Genomic DNA, 23102 nt, shown 5'->3' with positions numbered 1-23102 from the left:
AGGATAAGTAGAGTAGATAAGATTCCGAACGAATGGTTATGAGCGTCAGCGACAAGCCCTGGCTTGCTGGCCGGCAACCCTCCCACGCGGCGGGGTGCTCCAGGTGATGACCTGATCGGCGTCGTAGTGGCGTCGGTAAGCGCGTGCTCGACGGACCGAAGCGTCCGGTCGAGGATTGTGAGTCGTCCATGACAGCAACAACCTGGCGCCGCGGCACGAGCCGCAAGCCGGTGCCGCAGCACGAAGATCCCGGCCCGGTGGCCGCATCGTCCTCCGTCGACGACCGGGTCCATCCGCATCGCCGCCCCGGCCGATGGGTCGCCGCCGCCGTCGTCCTGGTGCTGGTCGCCCAGTTCGTCAATGCGCTGGTGACCAACCCGTTCTTCCAGTGGGACCGCTTCGCGTACTGGTTCCTGCAGCCGGTGATCCTGAAGGGACTGCTGGTCACGCTCGAGGTCGCCGCCCTCAGTGCGGTCGCCGGCCTGGTCGGCGGCGTGCTGCTGGCTGCCATGCGGCTGTCGCGCAACGCGGTGCTGCAGACCGTCAGCTGGTGCTACATCTGGTTCTTCCGCTCGATCCCGCTGATCGTGCTGTTGCTGTTCCTGTACAACTTCGGTGCGCTCTACCGCACGCTCAGTCTCGGGGTGCCGTTCGGCCCGGAGTTCGTGCACTTCGACGAGGCCTCGCTGGCCGGCCCGCTGCTGCTGGCGGTGGTCGGGCTGAGCCTGAACGAGGCGGCCTTCGCCGCCGAGGTGGTCCGCGGCGGCGTGCTCTCCGTCGACACCGGGCAGACGGAGGCCGCCGCGGCACTCGGAGTGCCCAAGAGCTACGAGTTCCGCCGCATCGTCCTGCCGCAGGCGCTGCGGTCGATCGTGCCGACCTACGTCAACCAGCTCATCGGGCTGCTGAAGAGCACCTCGCTGGTCTACTACGTGTCCCTGCTGGACCTCTTCGGTGCCGTCGAGACGGTCGGCAGCACCTACAACGGCGACATCGTGCCGCTGCTGCTCGTGGCCACCGTCTGGTACGTCCTGCTGACCAGCGCCCTCTCGGTCGTCCAGTTCTACGTCGAGCGCTTCTACGCGCGCGGTGCCGTGCGCAGCCTGCCGCCCACTCCGCTGCAGCGGGTCCGGTCGGCGCTGGCCGGTCGCCGACTGCAGAAGGCGGGTGCGAGATGAATCAGCAAGCACCCCAGCGTCTTCCGGCAGCAACCGCGGCGATATCCGTGCACGGCGCGACCAAGTCGTATGGCGACAACGCCGTGCTGCGGGGCGTCGACCTGACGGTCCGACCGGGCGAGATCGTCGCGGTGATCGGTCCATCCGGGTCCGGGAAGTCGACCCTGCTGCGTGCCATCGCCAATCTCGAGCAACTCGACAGCGGGTACGTGTGCATCGACGGGCAGCTGCTCGGCGTACGCCGGGAAGGCGGCCGGCTGCGCGCGGTGGGGGACCGGCAGGCCCGCAGGGACCGCAGACGGATCGGCTTCGTCTTCCAGAACTTCAACCTGTTCGGAAACCTGACGGCGGTGCAGAACGTCGTCGCGGCGCCGCGGGCGACCGGCCGACTGGCCCGGGCCGACGCGCGGGAGACGGGACTGCGGCTGCTGGACCGGGTCGGCCTGGCCGACTGGGCCGATCACTACCCGCGCCAGCTGTCCGGGGGGCAGCAGCAACGGGTGGCGATCGCCCGGGCACTCGCGCCGGAGCCGAGCGTGCTGCTCCTGGACGAACCGACGTCGGCCCTCGACCCGGAGCTGGTGGGCGAGGTCCTGTCGGTGATCAGGGACTGCGCCGCCGACGACGTCACGATGGTGTTGGTGACCCACGAGATCGCCTTCGCCCGCGAGGTCGCCGACCGGATCGTCTTCTTCGACCAGGGGCAGGTCGTGGAGTCCGGGCCGCCCGAGCTGGTCATCGACGAGCCGCAGAAGGCCCGCACCCGGCAGTTCATCGGCGCCGTGCTCGGCGCCGGCACACCCTCTGATCCTTCCTGATCGCAACACCATTCGCAGACCCGACGGGTCACGACTCGAGGAGTACAGCCATGTCCAGAACCACCAAGGGACGTTCCACCGCCGTGGGACTCCTGTCGGTCGCGGCGATCGCCACCGCGACCGGCTGCGCCAGCAGCGCGGCCTCCACCCCGACGCAGACCACCGGGTCCGGGAAGGTGGTGGTCGGTGCCCTCTCCAACGGCGCGGGGCGCGAGGCCACTCTCACCGTCAAGCCGGTCGCATCGATCCGGGCCCAGCTCCCCGCAGCGGTGCGCAAGAGCGGGAAGCTCGTCATCGGCGAGGGTGCCCTGCCGGCCGGGTTCCCGCCGCTGGCGTACGTCGGCACGGATCACCAGACACTGACCGGTGCCGAGCCGGACCTGGGGCGCCTCGTCGCGGCGGTGCTGGGGCTGAAACCGGAGGTGACCAACGCGACCTGGGAGAACCTGTTCGTCGGCATCGACAGCGGGAAGACCGACGTCGGCTTCTCCAACATCACCGACACCGAGGAGCGCAAGCAGAAGTACGACTTCGCCTGCTACCGCAAGGACAACCTCGCCTTCGAGCAACTGGCCTCCAGCGACTGGAAGTTCGGCGGTGACTACCGCAACCTCAGTGGCAAACGGGTCGCCGTCGGTTCCGGCACCAACCAGGAGAAGATCCTGCTGAGCTGGCAGAAGAAGCTGCGTGCCGCCGGCAAGAAGCTCACGATCGTGCACTACCCGGACCAGAACGCCACGAACCTCGCGCTCGCGTCCGGGCGCATCGACCTGTACTTCGGCCCGAACCCGGGAGTTCAGTACGACGTCACCCAGAGCGCCCACACCAACCGCCCGACGCGCAACGCGGGGCAGTGGTCCGGTGCCGGTGCCTCCCTGCAGGGCCTGATCTGCGCGACGTCCAAGAAGGGCGACGGCCTGGCCAAGCCGGTCGCCGCAGCGATCGACCATCTCATCCGGACCGGCGACTACGGGAAGTGGTTGGCGGCCTGGAACCTGTCGAACGAAGCGGTCAAGACCGCGGCGATCAACCCGCCCGGACTCCCGTTGAGCGACTCATGACCAGCGAAGCGACGCTTTACGTCCATCACCTGCCGGCGGGTGCACCGGAACTGCTGGACAACCCGGCGCTCTGGTCGGCCTACGGCACGCACGCCCGGTTGGTCCGCCGGGCCGGCGGCGCAGCCGCGTTCGACCCGCAGGTGTCGCCGTTCACCGCCATCCCGCAGCCGCCCACGCCCGAGGACTGGGCCGACCTCGCCGAGCTGGTCGGCCCGGGCGGGACGGCCGTCGTCTCCGGTGACCTGCTCGAGCCGCCGGGCGGGTGGGTGGTCAACGACCGGATCCCGGGCGTCCAGTTGGTCGCCGAGACCCTGGTGACCGCGCCCGACCCCGGGGCCGTCCGCCTGGGCCCGCAGGACGTGCCGGAGATGCTCGACCTGGTCGCCCGGGCCGAGCCGGGTCCGTTCCTGCCGCGCACCATCGAGCTGGGCACCTACCTCGGGATCCGGATCGACGGGCGGCTCGTGGCCATGGCGGGGGAGCGGCTGCGGCCGCCCGGGTGGACCGAGATCAGCGCCGTGTGCACCGATGAGGCGTTCCGCGGCCGCGGCCTGGCCACCCGGTTGATCCGGGCGGTCGCGGACGGCATCGAGCGGCGCGGTGACCGGCCGATGCTGCACACCGGCGCCGGCAACGAACGCGCCATCGCCCTCTACGAGCACCTCGGGTTCCGGCTGCGCCGTAGGCTCCAGTTCCAGAGTTTCCAGGCGCCTTCGACGGGAGTGCACGATGCCGCGAGCCGGTGAACCGCTGGCCCGGATGGGTTTCCTGACCATCGGGCTGTTCGACGAGAGCAACCCCGCAGGTGGCCACGAGACCACGCTGCGCGTCATCGAGACCGCCGAGCAGCTCGGCTTCGACTCGGTGTGGCTGCGCTGCCGGCACCTGCAGCACGGCATCTCGTCACCGGTCGCGGTGCTCGCGGCGGCGAGCCAGCGGACCCGCCGCATCGAGTTGGGCACGGCCGTCATACCCCTCGGGCTGGAGAACCCGTTCCGGCTCGCCGAGGACCTGGCGACCGTCGACGTACTGTCCGGCGGCCGGCTCAACCCGGGTGTCTCGGTCGGCACCCCGATGCGGTACGACGACTTCAAGACCCGGCTGTACCCCGACACCTACGACGCGGAGGACTTCTCCAAGGAACGGGTGGTGAGGTTGCTGGACTTCCTTCGCGGAGAGCCGGTTTCGGACTTCGAGGGAACGGTCGGCATCGAGACCTTCTCCCGGCGCGTGCAGCCGCACTCGCCCGGTCTGGCGGACCGGCTGTGGTACGGCGGGATGAAGGACTCCGCGGTCTGGGCCGGCGGGCAGGGGATCAACTACCTGACCAGCTCGGTGGTCACGACCGACGGCAGCGACTTGTCCGGCACCGAGCCGGACCACTTCGCGCGCATCCAGGCCGAGCACATCGACGCCTACCGGGACGCGTATGCCGCCGCCCACCCGGACCGTGCACCGGGCCGGGTGTCGCAGGGGCTGGTCGTCATACCGACCGATTCGGCGACGGCCGGGCAGAAGGCCAAGTACGCGGCCTATCGCGAGGGCCGGCTGGCTCGCACCCGCGCACCGCAGGGCCCACGGCACATGCTGTTCTCGGCCGACTACGTCGGTGACAGCGCCGAGCTCGCCGAGCAGTTGTACGCCGACGCCGCCTTCCAGCGCGTCGACGAGGTCGCGTTCGCACTGCCGTTCACCTTCGACGAGACCGACTACCTGCAGATCATCACCGACATGGCGACCGAGCTCGGCCCGGCCCTCGGGTGGACCCCCAAGCACTGATCGGGGCCGGCACCGTTTTCGGCCCGCTCCCCGCCACACCTGACGCGTTGGTGGCAGGATCGACAACGTGGCTTGCGCTCGGCGCGGGTTAGGCAAACCTTCGCTGAACCCCTGCCACGGCGTGTGATTAACTTATCTTGACGTCAAGATAAAGCCGTCCACGAGTGCCAGAGACGAAGGAGTCGGCGATCAGCATGAGCACCAATAGCTTCGGAGCGAAGGACACGCTCGCCGTAGGTGAGAAGTCCTACGAGATCTACCGCCTGGACAAGGTGGAGGGCAGCACGAACCTGCCGTTCAGCCTGAAGGTGCTGCTCGAGTGCCTGTTGCGCACCGAGGACGGCGCCAACATCACCGAGGACCACATCAACGCGGTCGGCCAGTGGGACGAGAACGCCAACCCGAGCACGGAGATCCAGTTCACCCCGGCGCGCGTGATCATGCAGGACTTCACCGGCGTGCCCTGTGTCGTCGACCTGGCAACCATGCGTGAGGCGGTCAGCGACCTCGGCGGTGACGCCAAGAAGATCAACCCGCTGGCTCCCGCCGAGATGGTCATCGACCACTCGGTGATCATCGACGTCGCCGGGCGCCCGGACGCGTTCGAGAAGAACGTCGAGATCGAGTACGGCCGCAACCGCGAGCGCTACCAGTTCCTGCGCTGGGGGCAGACCGCGTTCGACGACTTCAAGGTCGTCCCGCCGGGCACCGGCATCGTCCACCAGGTCAACATCGAGCACCTCGCCCGTGGCGTCATGACCCGGGAGAACGACGGCGTCGTGCAGGCCTACCCGGACAGCTGCGTCGGCACCGACAGCCACACCACGATGGTCAACGGCCTCGGCGTGCTCGGCTGGGGCGTCGGCGGCATCGAGGCCGAGGCCGCCATGCTCGGCCAGCCCGTGTCGATGCTCATCCCGCGCGTCGTCGGCTTCAAGCTGACCGGCGAGATCCCCTCCGGCGCAACGGCGACCGACGTCGTGCTCACCATCACCCAGATGCTGCGCGAGCACGGTGTGGTCGGCAAGTTCGTCGAGTTCTACGGCGATGGCGTCGCCTCGGTGCCGCTGGCCAACCGCGCCACCATCGGCAACATGAGCCCCGAGTTCGGCTCCACCTGTGCGATCTTCCCGGTCGACGACGTGACCCTGGACTACCTGCGGCTCACCGGACGTCCGGACGACCAGGTCGCGCTCGTCGAGGCCTACGCCAAGGAGCAGGGCCTCTGGCACGACCCGAGCGTCGAGCCGCGCTTCTCCGAGCGGCTCGAGCTGGATCTGTCCACCGTCGTGCCGTCGATCGCCGGACCCAAGCGTCCGCAGGACCGCATCGTGCTCGCCGACGCCAAGCAGCAGTTCAACCTGGACATCAAGAACTACGGCGTCCAGGGCGACTACCGCGAGGTGCAGGTGACGCCCGCCGAGGGCGCGGCATACGGCCTGAAGGACGGCGCTGTCGTGATCGCCTCGATCACCAGCTGCACCAACACCTCCAACCCGTCGGTGATGATGGCCGCCGGCCTGCTGGCCAAGAACGCCGTCGAGAAGGGCCTGACGGTCCCGCCGTGGGTCAAGACGTCGATGGCGCCCGGCTCGCAGGTCGTGACCGGCTACTACGACAAGGCCGGCATGTGGCCCTACCTGGAGAAGCTCGGCTTCTACCTGGTCGGCTACGGCTGCACCACCTGTATCGGCAACTCCGGCCCGCTGGCCGACGAGATCAGCCAGGCGATCCAGGACAACGACCTCACCGCCGTGTCGGTGCTCTCGGGCAACCGCAACTTCGAGGGCCGCATCAACCCCGACGTGAAGATGAACTACCTGGCCTCCCCGCCGCTGGTCATCGCCTACGCGCTCGCGGGCACCATGAACTTCGACTTCGAGACCGACCCGCTGGGCCAGGACCAGCAGGGCAACGACGTGTTCCTCAAGGACATCTGGCCCAACCCGGCCGACGTCGAGTCGACCATCGCCACCTCGATGGACCGCGACATGTTCATCAAGGACTACGCCGACGTGTTCGCCGGTGACGAGCGCTGGCAGTCGCTGCCGACGCCCGAGGGCGACATCTTCGAGTGGGACGCCGAGTCGACCTACGTGCGCAGGCCCCCGTACTTCGAGGGCATGGGCAAGACGCCCGAGCCGGTCGAGGACATCCACGGAGCGCGCGTGCTGGCCAAGCTGGGTGACTCGGTGACCACCGACCACATCAGCCCGGCCGGCTCGATCAAGGCCGACAGCCCTGCCGGCAAGTACCTCACCGAGCACGGCATCGAGCGCAAGAACTTCAACTCCTACGGTTCGCGGCGCGGCAACCACGAGGTGATGGTGCGTGGCACCTTCGCCAACATCCGGCTGCGCAACCAGCTGCTGGACGACGTCGAGGGCGGCTTCACCCGCGACTTCACCGCCGGCGGCGAGCAGACGACGATCTTCGACGCGGCACAGAACTACGAGAAGGCCGGCATCCCGCTGGTCGTGCTCGCCGGCAAGGAGTACGGCACCGGCAGCTCGCGTGACTGGGCCGCCAAGGGCACCGTGCTGCTCGGCGTCCGCGCCGTCATCGCCGAGTCGTTCGAGCGCATCCACCGGTCCAACCTGATCGGCATGGGCGTGCTGCCGCTGCAGTTCCCGGACGGGGAGAACATCGAGTCGCTGGGCCTGTCCGGCACCGAGACGTTCGACTTCGACGGCGTCACCGCACTGAACGACGGCGGCATCCCGCCGACCGTCCACGTGAGCGCCACCAAGGAGGACGGCAGCAAGGTCGAGTTCGACGCGGTGGTCCGCATCGACACACCCGGTGAGGCCGACTACTACCGCAACGGCGGCATCCTGCAGTACGTGCTCCGGTCCCTGGTGGACTGAGTCGTCGCTCCGGCACATCGCACAGCAACGGGAAGCCCCGCCGAACTTGTTCGGCGGGGCTTCCCGTTGCTCTCGTCCTGCGTCTTCAGCGATGGCAGATGGTGTTCGCCCCGATCTGGGACTCCGGGCGCAGATCCACCGAGTTCACCAACTTCGCGTGGAAATCCTCGTAGCTCGGTGAGTAGTTCTCGATCGGCCACGGGGCCACGTCGACAACACCTCCCGTGCCGTTCGAGTAGCGACACAGCCCGAAGCCGGCATTTGCCGATTGGTTGTTGACGATCCGATTCGTGCCGAGTTCGTTGTAGATGTTGTGACCCGCATATGAGTACCAGACGTACTTCGGGTGGTCATGGTTGAAGCCGGTGCCGCCCGGGTAGACACATACTGCGCCGTACGGACAGCCGTGGTACGACGGTCCCGATGCGGCGGTCGCCGGTGCGGCGAGCGCTGCGCCTCCGGCCGCGATTCCAACAACAAGACCGGCCCGGACGAGGCCTGTCGCGAGGTTGCGCATGATTCGATTCCTTCCCCTGATGGTCGGGCGCGACGGGTGCCGCGCGAGCAGCTTCGGCGCTGCCCAGCCGTATCGTCGTACCGATAGGGAGGGCCGCGTCTCGAACTGGAAATTCCTGGATATCCGTGCACGGCGCCGCTCGCACGATGTTGGATGAGCCATGGGCGCGGAAGGACTCGATGGTCACGCCGTCGACCCTGCGGCGATCTTCGACCAGAACGATCTGGTGCTCCAGCTGGAGCTACTGCGTCGGCGGGCGGCCGTCGGCTCGGGCCGGCGGCGGGTTCCCCTGGCCACTCTCGGTCGCCTGAGTGGGATCCCCACTTCCACCCTCCACACGTACATTCGCGGCAGGTCGTTCCCTCCCGCCGATGCTCTGGACCGGATCGTCGAAGCGCTGGGAGCCACGCCACGAGAGGCCCGCGACTGGGCGACGGCCTGGGAACGGGCCAGCGACGCGATGTTCGGCGGCGGACGACAACCAGGCGCGTCCGGTCTCGGTCGGCTGAGGCGCTTTCGCCGCGAGGTACGGCGACAGATGACGCGTCCGACGGATCGTGCTGTGGATCGTGCCGAGTACGTGGTGTTGTTCAACCGGCTGACCGTCAACGCCGGCAAAATCATCGTCGGCCTGGAGCAACGGGTCGTGCTGCGCGCCACCGGGTTCGGGGTGGATCGTGATGTGTTGCAGGTGCAGTCGAGCACGGATCAGGATGTCGGGCGGCTGACTCTGCACGACCTGGTCAACGCCCACGAAGGGAGTCACCGATCGCTGAGCGAGCCTCCGGTCCGTCTGATGGAAGTACTGTTCGATCGCGAGCTGGCCGTTGGTGAAACCTACTTCTACGAAGCCACGGTGCGATATGCGCCGACGGAAGGTGCCCCGGAGCCACCATCGCGGTGCGCGTTGAAAGGCTTTGACGGCCCAGGCCCCTCGTTCACCTTGGAGGTGTGCTTCGACCCTTCTGTGCGACCTCGGCGAGTCGTCCAGGTCCACCGGCCGAACTTCGGTCGAGGGACCGAGAACATCGTCGGCGAGCTCACGGTGAACGACTGGGGTGCTGTCGTGGTGACCGCACAACGGCCGCTCGCAGGTGTCCACGGGATTCGATGGGAGTGGTGAGAGTTGATGCCGACGACCGGCAATGATCGGGAGTGCGACCCGCGGAAACAGTTTGCGCAGATCTGACATCTCCGGTGCTCCTTTACGCAAGACTGGAAGTGGTCATCACTCACCCCGAGACTCGAAGGAGTCCGTCCCATGTCCGATCGTTCCGGGTTGATCACCACCGACAAGCTGCCGGCGCCGAACCGCCGCCAGGTGATGCTGGGGGGTGTGGCGGCGGGTGGTGCGCTGCTCTTCGGGGCGCCCGTGGCCTCCGCAGCCGGAGCGGACGGGGACAGCGACCGGCACATCCGCTACCACCGCTTCTCGAGCGCGCGGGACTGGGCACACGGTGAGTGTCGCGGCGTGCACTTCGACCAGCACGGCCTGCGCATCTCCCGACCGGCCGGCACCCGCGAATTCGCAGACCCCACAGTCGAGAACGCGCCCACCAAGCTGTATGACGTCAGCACCTGGACCGCACCCTGGCGCACCAACGGCTTCGGCCTGACCGAACTCATCTCCTCCTGGAACGCCGACACACCGAACGGCACCTGGATCGAGGTCAACGTCCGCGGGCGCGCCGAGGACGGCACGCTGTCCGACTGGTTCGTGCTCGGCCGGTGGTGCAGCAACGACACCGAGCAGGGCGGCGCGATCCAGCGTCAGTCGCTGGACGGGCAGGGCACCGACTACGCGACGGTGTGGACCGACACGTTGCACCTGCTCAACGACCACACGTTCGTCGCCTTCCAGCTGCGCGTCCAGTTGCTGCGCCCGCATCGCTCGCGGCTGACACCGACGGTGCGCTTCCTCGGGGCCGTCTCGTCGGCGCTGCCGGACGACCCGACCGTGCCGGAGAGCACGTTCACCCTCGGCCGCGAGGTCATCCTCGACGTCCCGACCTTCTCCCAGGAGACGCACGTCGGGCAGTATCCGCAGTGGGACAACGGGGGAGAGGCGTGGTGCTCACCGACGTCGTCGTCGATGGTGCTGGCCTGGTGGCGCCGCGGCCCGAACGCCGCGGACCTGTCGTGGGTGGACCCGTCATACGCCGACCCGCAGGTCGACTACGCAGCCCGCAACACCTACGACTATGTGTACGAGGGGTGCGGCAACTGGCCGTTCAACACGGCCTACACCTCCCGGTTCGGGCTGGAGGGTTTCGTGACCCGGTTGCGCAGCCTGGCCGAGGCGGAGCCGTTCATCGCCGCCGGGATGCCGGTGATCACCTCCGTGTCGTTCAAGAGTTCGGAGCTGGACGGTGCCGGTTACTCGACCAACGGGCACCTGATGGTGCTGGTCGGCTTCACCGCCGACGGCGACCCGGTGATGAACGACCCGGCGTCCCACCTGATCGCCGACGACAAGCAGGTCCGGGTCACCTACAAGCGCGGGCAGTTCGAGAACGTCTGGGTCCCGCACAGCGGCGGCACGGTCTACCTCAACCACCCGGCGCGGTGGCGGCTGCCCCGCGCTCCGCACGAGGCCAACTGGTAGGTCGCGGTCACCGCAGGGCGACCGGGAGGACGATCGTCACCAGCACCGCCGCGGCGACGATCAGCGTGTCCCCGCGGCGCCACGGCGAGGGCTGCGCCCAGCTGCGCCGCTGCGCCGTCGCGAAGCCGCGCGAGTCCATCGCGAGCGACAGCTGGGTGGCTCCCCGCATGGCGGTCACGAGCAACCCGAAGGTTAGCGGCGCGGTGGTCGCTGCCCGCGAGATCGGGTTGCGGGACGGGCCGAAGCCACGGATCCGGCGGGTGCGCTGCAACTGGTCGAACGTCTCGCCGAGCCGGTCGAAGCGGGTCAGCGACGCGGTGAACGCGCCGACGAATCGCGCCGGCAGCCGGAGGTTCTGGGCCAACGCGTCGCCGAAGCGCATCGGGTCGATGAAGGCCGCGACGATCGCGCCCGGCAGCGCGAGCACCAGGATTCGTCCGGCGGCCGTCGTGGCGATGGAGACGTCGTGCCCGCCGAGCAGCCACGAGGACCACCACAGCGACACAGCGGCGAAGCCGACCGCGAACAGCCGCCAGCGCAGCGGCCGCCACGAGGGGACACACGCGAGCGCGAGGACGGCATACACCGCGACGACGACCGCAGCCGCCACCGGCCGACCGATCAGGAACGACCCGACCACCGCGGTGAACCCGAATGTCAGCAGAGCGAGCGGATTCGCCTGGGGCAGCACGTGTTTCATCCGACGACCTCCCCAGCCTTGAGCTGTATGACGGTGTCGGCCCGGCGCACGACGGAGCCGTCGTGGGTGGCGACACCGACGGTCGCGCCGGCGTCCCGTGCGGCCAGTGCCCAACCGGTCACGGCCGCCCAGGTGTGCCGGTCCTGGCCGACGGTGGGCTCGTCGAGCAGCACCACACCGGGGCGGTGCGCCAGGGCCGCCAGCACGGCCAGCCGACGCTGCTCACCACCGGACAGCTGGAACGGGTTCGCGCCCGCGAGGTGGTCCAGCCGCATCAGCTCGAGCAGACCGTCCACGTCGACCGAGCGGCCCAGAGCCGTTGCCGTGCACGCCACTTCGTCGCGGACCGTCGTGCGCAGGAAGCCGTGCTCGGGGTTCTGCGGGACGAAGCCGGCGGCGGCCGCGAGTGCCTTCGAGCGACGGCGGGCGAACGGTGGTTCCGCGCCCTCGATCGTGCCGCTGGTCGGCGGCAGCAGCCCGGCGAAGACGGCGAGCAGGGTCGACTTGCCCGCGCCCGAGGGCCCGACCAGTGCCGTCACCCGGCCGGGGAGCAGGGTCGTGCTCGCCCGGTCCAGCGCGCGGTGGGTGGTGCTGCCCTGCAACGAGCGCACCCTCAGGTCCAGCTGGACGGACTCGGCGCGCAGCTGCGGGCCGGGTTGCGCAGGGGTCACCCAGGCGGCGTCGACGGTGACCGGGGAGGGGTCGGGGACGCCCGGCATCCACACGCCGGCGTCGAGCATGCGCCGGGTGTGATCCGCGGTGAAGACCGCCGGCGTGGTGTCGGCGATGACCTCGCCCCGCTCGAGCACGACGACGCGGTCGCAGTGGGGCAGCCAGGGACCGATGCGGTGCTCGACCACGACGGTCGTCGCACCGGCGGCGCGGGCCGCCTGCAGGACGCAGTGCCGGACGTGCTCGGCGGTGTCGTCGTCCAGCATCGAGGTCGGTTCGTCCAGCAGCAGCAGCCCCGGCCGGATGGCGAGCACGCCGGCCAGCGCCAGGCGTTGCAGCTCACCACCGGAGAGCGCGGAGGTGGGACGCTGCACGTCATACCGCAGCCCGACCCGGGCGAGCCCGTCGTGGACGCGCCGCCAGATCTCCTCCCGCGGCAGGGCGAGGTTCTCCGGCCCGAACGCGACCTCGCGGCCGATGGTGGCCGCGACCAGCGAGTCGGCGGGGTTCTGCAGCAGCAACCCGGATGGGGCATCGACCTCGACGGTGCCGGTCTGGTCGCCCGGGACCGCCTCGCCGAGCAGCCCGGCCAGGGCACGCAGCAGCGTCGACTTACCCGCGCCACTGCCGCCGGCGAGCAGCACGATCTCGCCGGGGGAGAAGCTCAGGTCGAGCCCGCTGATGACCTCGTCCCGGCGCCCCAGCGGGCGCCAGCCGAAGCCGCAGAACCTGGCGTGTGCGCCGGTCACACCGCGTTGCGGGCGTGGTGCTCACGACCCGCGCCGAAGGCGTCCAGGACACCGGTGGCGGCCAGCGCACGCACCAGCAGCCAGCCGACCACGCCGGCCAGGAGCGCGCCGGAGAGCATCGTGCAGCCCAGGTAGGCCAGCTTGTAGTTCCAGGTCCACGCCGAGTAGTAGCTGTGCCACTCGTAGAAGATCTCGAACGCGCCCGCGAGCGCACCGCCCAGAGCTGCCGCCACGACGCCGAAGCGTTTGTAGAGCAGCAGCGCCAGGACGACCTCGACGCCGAGCCCTTGCAGCAGGCCGGAGATGAGGGTGCTGGTGCCCCACTGGTTGCCGATGAGCATCTCGACGGCGGCGCCGATCAGCTCGGCGGCGAGCGCCGCACCCGGCTTGCGCACCACGAGGCCGCCGAGCACACCGGCGATCAGCCACGGCCCCGCCAGCAGGCCGAGCACCGGGGGAGCGGTGAAGAGGGCGAGCGTGCTGATGCCGTTCCAGGCCTGGGACCAGGCCCAGAAGACGACACCGGACGCGACGCCGAGGGTGGCGACCGTGACCAGGTCGATCGTGCGATAGCTGAGCAGCGACGTGATCTTCGCCCGTTCGGTGGGCGCGCTGACAGTAGCCATGTGGACTCCCTTCGCCGGTGCTAACCGGAGCAGGTTCAAGGGTCTGCGGCGGGGCCGCACTCTCAGCGCCGAAGCGCTCCCCTGTCGGTGGTTTGTGTGCCTGCAACGCTACCAGTGTTCTGCGATGCAACCGACGGCCCGCCCGAGGCGTCCTTGACCAGGGGAGCATCTACCGACGCGTAGACTCGACCGACGGACACCCGAGGACTGGAAGGCGCGAACGACGTGGGACTGCTCGAGACGATCTCGTCACCCGAGGACCTGCGGCGGCTGCCCGCGGATCGCCTGGACGACCTGGCGGTGGAGATCCGCGAGTTCCTGGTCGACTCGGTGTCCCGGACCGGCGGCCACCTCGGGCCCAACCTGGGCGTCGTCGAGCTCACCATCGCGCTGCACCGCGTCTTCGAGTCGCCAAAGGACTCGATCGTCTTCGACACCGGCCACCAGTCCTACGTGCACAAGCTGCTCACCGGGCGGCACGACTTCTCCAAACTGAAGAAGCAGGGCGGTCTGTCCGGCTACCCGTCGCGGGCGGAGTCCGAGCACGACATCGTGGAGAGTTCGCACGCGTCGTCGTCGCTGTCCTGGGCCGAGGGCATCGCCAAGGCACGGGTGCTCGCGGGGGAACGGAACCGGCATACCGTCGCGGTGATCGGTGACGGCGCGCTCACCGGCGGTATGTCGTGGGAGGCCATCAACAACATCGCCGTCGAGCAGGATCTGCCGCTGGTGATCGTGGTCAACGACAACGAACGCAGCTACGCGCCGACCATCGGCGGGCTCGCCGACCACCTGGCGGCGCTGCGCACCACCCGCAACTACGAGCGGATGCTCGACTGGGGCAAGACGACGCTGAGGGGCACGCCGGTGGTCGGCGACATCGTCTACGAGACGCTGCACGGGGTGAAGCGCGGCATCAAGGACATCGTCTACCCGCAGCAGGGGATGTTCGAGGACCTCGGCATCAAGTATGTCGGGCCGGTCGACGGCCACGACGAGGCCGCGGTCGAGCAGGCGTTGCGGCGCGCCCGCTCGTTCGGTGCGCCGTGCATCGTGCACGTCATCACCGAGAAGGGCCGCGGCTACCAGCCGGCGCTGGACGACGAGGCCGACCACATGCACGGCATCGGCAAGATCAACCCGGAGACCGGCCTCCCCTTCGAGGTGGCGGGACGGATCTGGACCGACGAGTTCAGCGACGAGATGGTGCGGCTGGGCAAGGAGCGCCCCGACCTGGTCGCGATCACCGCGGCGATGATGATCCCGGTCGGGCTGGACAAGTTCGCCGAGAAGTACCCGCAGCGGGTCATCGACGTCGGCATCGCCGAGCAGCACGCGGTGACGATGGCCTCCGGGCTCGCGTACGGCGGCATGCACCCGGTGGTAGCGGTCTACGCGACCTTCCTCAACCGCGCGTTCGACCAGATGCTGATGGATGCCGGATTGCACCACGCGGGAGTCACTTTCGTGCTCGACCGGGCCGGCGTCACCGGGTCGGACGGCCCGTCGCACAACGGCATGTGGGACATGTCGATCTGCTCGATCGTGCCCGGGCTGCGGCTGGCGGCGCCACGGGACGGGGAGCAGGTGAAGGCTCAGCTGCGCGAGGCCGTCGCCGTCGACGACGCACCGACGGTGCTCCGCTTCCCCAAGGGCGACGTCGCCGAGCCGCTCGCCGCGGTGCGTTCCGACGGCACACTGGACGTGCTGCACGACGCGGACGACCCGCAGGTGCTGATCGTGGGTGTCGGCGCGATGTGCCCGACGGCCCTGCAGGTCGCGGAGAAGCTTGAGGCACAGGGGCATTCGGCGCTGGTCGTGGACCCGCGCTGGGTGCTCCCGGTGTCCGACGACGTGGTGCGGCTGGCCCGGACGGCGCAGCATGTCGTGGTCATCGAGGACAACCTGGTGACCTCCGGCATCGGCGTCGCGATCGCGCACAGCCTGCGGGTCGCCGACGTCCCGGCGCAGGTGCACACCTTCGGCATTCCGAAGGAATACCTCGACCACGCCTCGCGCGGGCAGGTGCTCGAGGCGATCGGCCTGACACCCGACGTCATCGGCACGCAGCTGATCGCGCGGCTCACCGCGCACGCGTGACAGCGGGCGCGGATCGAGCAGCGCCGTCCGCGGATCGAGCAGCGACGTCCGCGGATCGAGTAGCGACGAAGGAGCGTATCGAGATCGCGCAGCCGACTTCTGCGTTGTGGCAGACCGATGCGTGGCGTCGTGAGGCGACCCGCTGGATCGACGAGTCGCTCGAGCGCCGCGGGCTGACCCGGGTGCCGGTGACTCCGCGCCAGCCGCGGGTGCGTGCCTGGTCCACCCAACTCGTGGTCGACACCTCGGCGGGACGGGCGTGGTTCAAGGCGTGCTCGCCGAGCACGTCGCCGGAGCCGGTGATCTACCGGGTGCTGGCGAAGGTGGCGCCCGACCGGTTGCCGGAGGTCTGGGCGTCGGACGAGGAGCGTGGCTGGTTGCTGATGCCGGACCAGGGACGGCAACTGCGTGAGGTCGCCGATGCCGACAGCATCGTCGGGCTGTGGTCCGGTGTGCTGCGGCGCTATGCCCGGCTGCAGCGGGCATCGGTCGACGTCGTGGACGATCTGGTCGCCGGTGGCGTGCCGCGCTGGAGTTCGCCGGAGCTCGTCGAGCACTGGCTCGCGGGGTACGGCGCCGCGTTGCCCGGGACCGAAGATCCGGTGCGTGCGGCCGCTGCGCGGTTGGCCGACTCCGGGTTGCCGGACACCATCCAGCACAACGACCTGCACGCCGGCAACGTGTTCTGCGTGGACGGGTCCGCGGCCGCCATACACGACTCCCGGTTCTTCGACTGGGGCGATGCCTATGTCGGAAACCCGCTGTGCTCGTTGATGATTGCGCTGCAGGGACCGTCATACCACTTCGGCCTGCCGGCCGATCCCGAGCGTGACGCGCGCCTGGTCCGGTCCTATGTGTCGGCGTGGGCCGACCTGGTGCCGAGCGCGCGCCTCAAGGAACTGTTGCCGGACGCGCTGTTGCTCGCCCAGCTGGCGCGCATCCGTGCGATGGAGCGGGCACTCGGCCATGCGACCGACGCGGAGCGCGCGCAATGGGCGCCGCAGGTCATCGACCCGGCGGTGCGGCAGGTGTGCGCGGTGACCGGAGTGGACTTGCCGGCACCGGTCGACGCGGGGAGCGACGGCTGACGGCCCGACCGCCCGCTGACGGCCCGACCGCCCGCTGACGGCGCAATATCGGGGTCAACCGCCGGTTCGACCGTCAACCGCTGGGTGAGCCGTCAGTCGACGAGGCCCAGCCCGCGGCGACCGGTGTCGTTCAGTTCCTCCTCGGTGAACCGGTCCGCCCAGTCGCGCTCGTAGTGCTCGGCGGGGAAGTCGGTCGGGCTGTCGCCTGCGGCGAACGCGGCGCGGACGGAGACGGCATACTCCGCGTTGCGAGGGCACCAGGGCGCGGCGGGGATGTACATCACGTTGCCCCAACCCTGTTGGTCCTGCACCGAATCCACGCCGTGGATCATGTCGCAGTGCCACCAGACCGAGTCACCGGCCTGTATGTCGGGCAGACCGCTCAGGGCATCCATGAGCAGCGGCTGCCACTTCCAACCGGCCGGGAAGACCTGATTCGTGGCCACTCCGCACATCTCGTCCTCGGGCACGTCCTCCAGCAGCGGGCGCAACATGAGGTAGGCCATGGCTTCGGGGATCGGCACGGTCTGCAGCACACCCTGGTCGTGTCGCATGTCCGACAGGGCGGTCCAGCCCTGGAAGGTGCGGAAGGCCGAGCACATCGTGCTCCCGGGGTACTGATTACCGATCGTGCGGTAGGCCGCGTCCCACGGGTCGTACTGCTCGACCGAGCCGTCGAAGAGGTGCCGGAACGCCTGCTGGTTGGTGCGGGTCATCCACAGGTCGAGGGTTCCGGGGTCGAGATGGGTGCCCAGCCCGGCGGAGTCGGCACCCGGCGGCCGGCGCCGGATGCGGTCCGGGTAGAGGGAGTCACGGTCCGGGTCGAACCATTGCCGGCCCTCGGATTCGCTGCGCCACGCGTGGTTGAGGAACGACTGCACGGTCGCCATCCGGTCGCTCTGGCGCGCCGCCATCTGCGGCCGGGACCAGTAGATCGGGTAGATCTCGGGCTTGGAGCCGACCGAGCCGAAGAAGTCGTCGCCGGGACCGCGGTAGTTCTCGAAGAAGTGGTTCGTCTCGACGTAGTCGACGATGCCCTGGTCCCAGGCCAGGGCCTGCTCGCGGGGGAAGTGGCCGCGGATCACGGCGCAGCCACGGCGGCGGAGCAGCTCATGGAGTCGAGCGTGGTTGGCCGGATCCGCGACCTCATCGAATTCGATGACCGGCCAAGGGTTTCCGCCGGACTGCTGGATCTCCTTGATCTCGGCGACCCGGGCCGCGATGCGCCGCTCGACGACGTCGAAGACCTCCTCGACGCTTCGCCCGGAAGCCTCGATGCGCCGGCGCAGCGCGAGCTTGACCTCGCGGATGGCGCCACCGAGGTCAGACGGGGGAGTCGGCCACTGGGGAAGCGGTGGGAGTGTCGCGGTCGGCATTGCCTGTCTCCTAGTTAGTAAGATGTCCTTACCAAGACAGAGTACGCGTTGTCGGGCACAATAGGCAAGGGTCCTTACGAAGGCGAGGTTGTGGAATGACGAGTGCTCCACCGGAGGTGCTGCGCGCGCTGACCGACCAGCAGGTGCTCGAGCTGCTGTATGACGGGCCGCGCAGCCGGGCCGAGCTCGCGGCCGTCGGGGGGTTCTCCAAGCCGACGGCTTCGGAGAGCGTGCGCCGGCTCCAGGCCCGCGGCCTGGTCGCCGAAACCGGGGAACTCCGCCGCGGTGCAGGTCGATCCGCCAGCCTGGTCGCGATCCGTCCGGAAGCCGGTGCCGGGCTGGCCGTCACGATCGACGCGACCGGTGTCCGCGCGACCACCCTCGCGGTGTCCGGGGCGACCCTCGACGAAAGTGAAGTGGCTCTGTCGGGCGCGCACAATCCGCGCGCGGTCGCAGCGGCGCTGCGCAAGGCGGTCAGCTCGGTGACGGCGGCGTCGGACGTCCCAGTACGTGCCGCGGCGGTGAGTGCCGCCGACCCGGTACGGCGCTCGGACGGCCGGTTGGTGGAGTTGCCCGACGCGCCGTTCCTCGTCGGATCACTCGACGCACGCCGGACGCTGGCGCCATACATCGGGGGCGAGGTGCTGGTCGGCAACGACGTGAACTGGGCGGCCCGGGCCGAGTCGGCGGCGCGGCCGGGCAGCGATGACTTCGGCTATCTGCACCTCGGCACCGGGCTCGGCGGTGCCGTCGTGACCGATGGAGCGGTGCGACGCGGTCATCAGGGACTCGCTGGTGAGGTGGCGCACGTGATCGTCTCCGGGCCCGGCGGGAGGGCGATGCCGATCACCGAGGTCTTCGCGGAAATGAAGCTCCGGCAACGTGATTCGACAGCCATCGACGTCGCCGCCGTGCACCGGGAACTGGCCGATCCACGCCGGGCCGCAGTGCTCGGCCGCGCGCTGAGCGGGGTGGTCGGTGCGTTCGTCGGACTGACCGATCCGGCATTCGTGGTCGTCGCCGGGCCGTGGGGAGACGCGGCGGTGCCATGCCTGGAGGAGGCGCTGCGGGACTGTCCGCGGCCGGTCGCGCTGAAGCGTGCGAAGGTCGCTGACCCGGCCGCGGCGGGAGTGCGGGACGGTGCTGTGGCGGCGCTGCGTAGTTGGGTTTCGAATGCCGCGACGCGACCGGTTGAGTGACGAGGTTCAGTGGTGCCGCAGTTGCCGCCACGGCACGAGCATGGCCAGCGCGATCAGTGCGCCCAGTGCGGTTTCGGCGGCTCGGTCGGTGAGCAGTGAGTCGATGGGTCGTGGTGCGGCGAGTTCGCCCATCAACAGTGCCAGCGGGGTGATGGCGAGCAGCGCGATCGCGTAGTTGCGGCCGACCAGCAGCTCCGCTGCCATCTGCAGCACCATGATCAGCACGACGATCGCGATCGGCGACGGATGCGTCTCGAGCAGCGGCCAGGCGACCAGCACACCGGCCAGCGTGCCCACGACGCGGTGCACGCCGCGCACGATCTGGGTGTCGCGCCGCGGTCCGGACAACGTCGCCACGACGGCGACCATCGCCCACGAGGGGTGCGATCCGCCGAGACTGGTGGAGATCGTCCCCGCCACGAGAATGCCGACCAGCAGGCGCAGCAGTTTGACCCGCTGCAACGGGTCGTGGAGGGCCGCCGGGACGTCGGCGTCCGGCACCACGGCCCTCGGTCGGCGGGCGGGCTCGCGGAGGGCGCCGATGCGGCCGACCACCATCGAGAAACCGGCGCTGACGAGGGCCACGACGGCGGCGATCGGCACCAGTTCCGCGCGGCCGGGGATCGAGGCACTGACGGTGATCCCGAAGACCAGGAAGATGGACCCCGGAGGGTGCCACTGGTATGCCGTGGAGACGACCTGGCCGGCGACCGCGACCAGGGCCGCGCCCGGGACCGCCCACCAGGCGCTCTCGGGCAGGAGCGCGATCGCGGTGCCGAGGACCACCGAAGCGGTGAGGAAGAGGCCCGCCATCGCCTGCATGCCGGTGCGCTCGGCATACCCGCTGCGGCGGCCGTAGAGGGAGGTGAACGCGCCGAAGGCGGCGTACGGCGCCCATTCGGAACGGCCGATCAGCACCAGGATCAGCAGCGGCACGAAGACCGAGATGCCGGCGCGGGCGGCGACGCGATGTGCTCCGGCGTGCGGCCCGAAGGTGAATGCGGCGCGCAGGGGACTCGGGGCAGCGGCATTCATGGGCAGTTCAATTTTACCGAATCACGCGGCATGGTGCTGACCACTTCGAGTGTCTGTCTCCTCACGCCGGGGATCGGGAGCGTGACGTCGGTCCGAACGCTGCGTGGCTCCGCCGACACCGCCCGGATTCGGGAAATCCTCTTGTGTCCGATGCGGATCCCCGGATATCCAGGTGTGATGACCACCGACGAGACCAACCCGTATCGGCTGCGTACGGGAGCCTGGCCACCCGGTACGAAGGTCCCGGCCCATGTCGAGAAACGGGTGATCGTGCTGCCCGGTCGCGCGTACCCGATCGAGGCTCCGCTGCTCTTCTGGACCGGCTCCGGGCTCATCGAGGACGGCTGGTTCGTGCAGTCGGTGAGTTGGCATCGGCCGCCGCTCGATCGAGGTTTCGTGTGCGCGGCACTTCAGTCCGCTCTGGGTGAGGCGCCGCGGGCCGACCGGACACTGGTCGTCGCCAAGTCGCTCGGGACGCATGCCGCGCCGGTCGCTGCACAATTGCGGCTGCCCGCTGTCTGGCTCACGCCGGTCCTCACGGATACCGCTGTGGGAGAAGCGCTTTCGTCATACCCGGCGCCGCAACTGACGATCGGAGGGTCGGCCGACCCGCTGTGGCCCGTCGACGCGCCACACCCGAGCGGCGCGGTGATGTATGTCGAGGGCGCCGACCACGGGATGGAGGTCGGCGGGGTGCGCGAGTCCAACGCGGTGCACATGGACGTCGTCGACAGGGTGCGGGCGTTCGCTGGATCCCTTTGAGGTGAGTGGTGTCACGTGCGGCCGATTGGTCACATCGATGCCTGAACCGATAGTCTCGTGTCATCGGCTCGTCACAGTCCCCACCACGAGTTGATCCGCACGTCGAGTCCGCTCCGTGCGCAGCCCCTGAACCCAGGATGTCGGCTGATGAGGTGGGGCAACCCAGCAGAATGTAGCCTTCGTGACCACATCGTTCCAGCACGCCGGCGTGCCCGCACGCCTTGTCGAAATCCTTGCCGCGCAGGGCATCTCGACCCCAACCCCGATCCAGGCAGCGACGCTGCCGGACTCCCTCGCCGGGCGCGACGTGCTCGGCCGCGGCCGCACCGGCAGCGGTAAGACCTATGCGTTCGCGCTGCCCCTGGTCGCGCGTCTGCAGCAGAGCCAGACCCGGCGCACCGCGGGACGGCCGCGCGCGCTGATCCTCGCCCCCACCCGTGAACTGGTCGCCCAGATCGATGAGGCGCTGCAACCGTTGGTGCAGGCCACCGGCCTGCGGACGCTGCGCGTCATCGGCGGCGTCGGCCAGAACCCGCAGGTGCGTGGCCTGCGCGACGGTGTCGACATCCTCATCGCCTGCCCCGGGCGTCTCGAAGACCTGATCAGCCAGGGCCACTGCTCGCTGGACGCGGTCGAGATCACCGTGCTCGACGAGGCCGACCACATGGCCGACCTGGGCTTCCTCCCCGGCGTTCGCCGGCTGCTGCGGCAGACTCCGAAGGGCGGCCAGCGGCTGCTGTTCTCCGCCACGCTCGACAACGCCATCGACGTCCTGGTGCGCGAGTTCCTGCGCAATCCTGTGACACACGAAGCGGATTCGGCCCAGTCGCCGGTCGCGAAGATGAGCCACCACATCCTGCACCTGACACGTGAGCTGCGCGTCCCGGTGGTGGCGGACCTCGCGTCGGCGCCCGGCCGCACGGTGGTGTTCACCCGGACGAAGCACGGCGCCAAGGCGCTCGCCCGCCAGCTCAACAAGCGGGGCGTCGCCGCGGTCGAGTTGCACGGCAACCTCGGCCAGAACGCCAGGACCCGCAACCTCGCCGCGTTCCACTCCGGTGCCGCCAGCACGTTGGTCGCGACGGACGTCGCGGCGCGCGGCATACACGTCGACGACGTCGCGCTCGTCGTGCACGCGGACCCGCCGGCCGAGCACAAGGCCTACCTGCACCGCTCGGGCCGCACCGCCCGGGCCGGAGCCGAGGGCACCGTCGTGACGCTGATGACCGACGAGCAGCGCAGTGACGTCCGCAGCCTGACGAAGGCGGCCGGCATCCGGCCGACCACGACCAAGGTGGCCGACACCGATCACCCCGTGTTGCGGGAGCTGGCCCCGGGGGAGCGAGTGGTGGTGGAGGGCGGCTACGTCGCCACGCCGGGCGCGCAGCAGCCCAAGCAGAAGGCGGCGGGCTCGCAGCGGTCGGGCAACCGGAAGTCGAGCGGTGGCCGCAACCGGAACAACGGTCGCCGCACGGCGAGCGACGCGGGTTCGGGCACGGCCAACGCGTCGCGCGGCGGCGGTCGCGCCCCCGGGCGTGGGCGGTCGGGCGGAAACGGGCGCTCGGGTGGAGGCGCGCGGTCGGGCGGAGGCGCACGGTCGGGTGGTGGCGCGCGGTCGGGCGGCGGTCGTTCCGGCGGCGGCTCGCACTCGGCGGCGTCATTCAGCTCCGGTCGTCGCTGACGGGCGTCCTTTTCGCGCGACCGTCGGTACTTCGGGACGGCTTTGCACCGATTTCGCGTCCCGGAAGCGCGACCGTCGGTAGTTCGGGACGCCAATGGACCGATTTCGTGTCCCGTAGGCGCGACCGTCGGTACTTCGGGACGGCTTTGCACCGATTTCGCGTCCCGGGAGCGCGACCGTCGGTACTTCGGGACGGTTTTCCGGGTGACGGCGTGCCGGAGTCGCCACTGGGGGGAGCTATGACCGGTTTTTCGGCCCGGAGTGTCCCGGGGGCGCGACCGTCGGTACT

The 23102-nt window shown here is 69.6% G+C and carries 19 protein-coding genes and 2 riboswitches; of the genes, 13 read left to right on the top strand and 6 right to left on the bottom strand.

Going from position 1 to position 23102, the window contains the following annotated elements:
• Positions 1–34: 34 nt before the first annotated feature.
• A riboswitch (SAM riboswitch) is annotated at positions 35–148 on the top strand.
• Between the two features lie 40 nt (positions 149–188).
• The 6 genes from FHU39_RS11070 to acnA all read left to right on the top strand — a co-directional run bounded on the left by FHU39_RS11070 (position 189) and on the right by acnA (position 7703).
• Positions 189–1178, top strand: coding sequence for an amino acid ABC transporter permease (locus FHU39_RS11070; protein WP_183320384.1), 990 nt, complete (start codon positions 189–191; stop codon positions 1176–1178).
• Positions 1175–1996 carry an amino acid ABC transporter ATP-binding protein gene (locus FHU39_RS11065; protein ID WP_183320383.1) on the top strand — a complete coding sequence of 274 codons (822 nt, stop codon included), beginning with the start codon at positions 1175–1177 and terminating at the stop codon, positions 1994–1996. Before FHU39_RS11070 ends, FHU39_RS11065 begins: the two co-directional genes overlap by 4 nt.
• Positions 1997–2046: 50 nt before the next feature.
• Entirely contained in the window at positions 2047–3057 is a 1011-nt protein-coding gene (locus FHU39_RS11060) for a transporter substrate-binding domain-containing protein (protein ID WP_183320382.1), read from the top strand.
• Positions 3054–3803: a GNAT family N-acetyltransferase gene (locus FHU39_RS11055; protein WP_183320381.1), complete on the top strand. Its 750-nt coding sequence runs from the start codon at positions 3054–3056 to the stop codon at positions 3801–3803. Before FHU39_RS11060 ends, FHU39_RS11055 begins: the two co-directional genes overlap by 4 nt.
• Positions 3787–4836, top strand: coding sequence for an LLM class flavin-dependent oxidoreductase (locus FHU39_RS11050; protein WP_183320380.1), 1050 nt, complete (start codon positions 3787–3789; stop codon positions 4834–4836). The genes FHU39_RS11055 and FHU39_RS11050 overlap by 17 nt, the downstream gene beginning before the upstream one ends.
• Before the next feature lie 194 nt (positions 4837–5030).
• On the top strand, positions 5031–7703 hold the full coding sequence (acnA, locus tag FHU39_RS11045) for an aconitate hydratase AcnA (RefSeq protein ID WP_183320379.1): 2673 nt from the start codon (positions 5031–5033) through the stop codon (positions 7701–7703).
• Between the two features lie 85 nt (positions 7704–7788).
• Here acnA and FHU39_RS11040 read toward each other — a convergent pair whose 3' ends face one another.
• On the bottom strand, positions 7789–8220 hold the full coding sequence (locus FHU39_RS11040; RefSeq protein ID WP_183320378.1) for a hypothetical protein: 432 nt from the start codon (positions 8218–8220) through the stop codon (positions 7789–7791).
• Between the two features lie 160 nt (positions 8221–8380).
• Here FHU39_RS11040 and FHU39_RS11035 point away from each other — a divergent pair, with 160 nt between their 5' ends.
• Both FHU39_RS11035 and FHU39_RS11030 read left to right on the top strand, forming a co-directional pair.
• On the top strand, positions 8381–9343 hold the full coding sequence (locus FHU39_RS11035; protein WP_183320377.1) for a helix-turn-helix domain-containing protein: 963 nt from the start codon (positions 8381–8383) through the stop codon (positions 9341–9343).
• 138 nt (positions 9344–9481) lie between these two features.
• Positions 9482–10825, top strand: a complete 1344-nt coding sequence (locus FHU39_RS11030) for a C39 family peptidase (protein WP_183320376.1) — start codon at positions 9482–9484, stop codon at positions 10823–10825.
• A gap of 7 nt (positions 10826–10832) precedes the next feature.
• Here the strand turns inward: FHU39_RS11030 and FHU39_RS11025 are convergent, their stop codons facing one another.
• The 3 genes from FHU39_RS11025 to FHU39_RS11015 form a co-directional block, all read right to left on the bottom strand.
• Positions 10833–11525: an energy-coupling factor transporter transmembrane component T gene (locus FHU39_RS11025; RefSeq protein ID WP_183320375.1), complete on the bottom strand. Its 693-nt coding sequence runs from the start codon at positions 11523–11525 to the stop codon at positions 10833–10835.
• Positions 11522–12946: an ATP-binding cassette domain-containing protein gene (locus tag FHU39_RS11020; RefSeq protein ID WP_183320374.1), complete on the bottom strand. Its 1425-nt coding sequence runs from the start codon at positions 12944–12946 to the stop codon at positions 11522–11524. Before FHU39_RS11020 ends, FHU39_RS11025 begins: the two co-directional genes overlap by 4 nt.
• On the bottom strand, positions 12943–13572 hold the full coding sequence (locus tag FHU39_RS11015; RefSeq protein ID WP_183320373.1) for an ECF transporter S component: 630 nt from the start codon (positions 13570–13572) through the stop codon (positions 12943–12945). Before FHU39_RS11015 ends, FHU39_RS11020 begins: the two co-directional genes overlap by 4 nt.
• A riboswitch (TPP riboswitch) is annotated at positions 13562–13665 on the bottom strand. (Overlaps the previous gene by 11 nt.)
• A 132-nt stretch (positions 13666–13797) precedes the next feature.
• Here FHU39_RS11015 and dxs point away from each other — a divergent pair.
• Both dxs and FHU39_RS11005 read left to right on the top strand, forming a co-directional pair.
• On the top strand, positions 13798–15672 hold the full coding sequence (dxs, locus tag FHU39_RS11010) for a 1-deoxy-D-xylulose-5-phosphate synthase (protein WP_183320372.1): 1875 nt from the start codon (positions 13798–13800) through the stop codon (positions 15670–15672).
• A complete protein-coding gene (locus tag FHU39_RS11005; RefSeq protein WP_343065823.1) occupies positions 15669–16760 on the top strand; it encodes an aminoglycoside phosphotransferase family protein in 1092 nt (363 codons plus the stop codon). The genes dxs and FHU39_RS11005 overlap by 4 nt, the downstream gene beginning before the upstream one ends.
• Positions 16761–16852: 92 nt before the next feature.
• Here the strand turns inward: FHU39_RS11005 and FHU39_RS11000 are convergent, their stop codons facing one another.
• Complete coding sequence (locus FHU39_RS11000; RefSeq protein WP_183320371.1) at positions 16853–18136, bottom strand: YbiU family protein; 1284 nt, start codon at positions 18134–18136, stop codon at positions 16853–16855.
• A 95-nt stretch (positions 18137–18231) separates the two neighbouring features.
• On the opposite strand from FHU39_RS11000, the gene FHU39_RS10995 reads away from it, so the two are divergent.
• Positions 18232–19335: an ROK family transcriptional regulator gene (locus tag FHU39_RS10995; RefSeq protein ID WP_183320370.1), complete on the top strand. Its 1104-nt coding sequence runs from the start codon at positions 18232–18234 to the stop codon at positions 19333–19335.
• Positions 19336–19341: 6 nt separating this feature from the next.
• On the opposite strand, the gene FHU39_RS10990 is transcribed toward FHU39_RS10995, so the two are convergent.
• Positions 19342–20370 (bottom strand): FUSC family protein, encoded by a 1029-nt coding sequence (locus tag FHU39_RS10990; RefSeq protein WP_183320369.1) that lies wholly within the window; start codon positions 20368–20370, stop codon positions 19342–19344.
• Positions 20371–20547: 177 nt separating this feature from the next.
• Here FHU39_RS10990 and FHU39_RS10985 point away from each other — a divergent pair, with 177 nt between their 5' ends.
• Both FHU39_RS10985 and FHU39_RS10980 read left to right on the top strand, forming a co-directional pair.
• Positions 20548–21132, top strand: a complete 585-nt coding sequence (locus tag FHU39_RS10985; protein WP_183320368.1) for an alpha/beta hydrolase — start codon at positions 20548–20550, stop codon at positions 21130–21132.
• A 181-nt stretch (positions 21133–21313) separates the two neighbouring features.
• Positions 21314–22813, top strand: a complete 1500-nt coding sequence (locus FHU39_RS10980) for a DEAD/DEAH box helicase (protein WP_183320367.1) — start codon at positions 21314–21316, stop codon at positions 22811–22813.
• Positions 22814–23102 lie beyond the last annotated feature (289 nt).

Origin of the sequence: Flexivirga oryzae, from assembly GCF_014190805.1 — a bacterium.
GTDB classification, from domain to species: Bacteria; Actinomycetota; Actinomycetes; order Actinomycetales; family Dermatophilaceae; genus Flexivirga; species Flexivirga oryzae.
The sequence above is the reverse complement of the archived record's forward strand: the minus strand, read 5'-3'. Positions and strand labels throughout refer to the sequence as shown.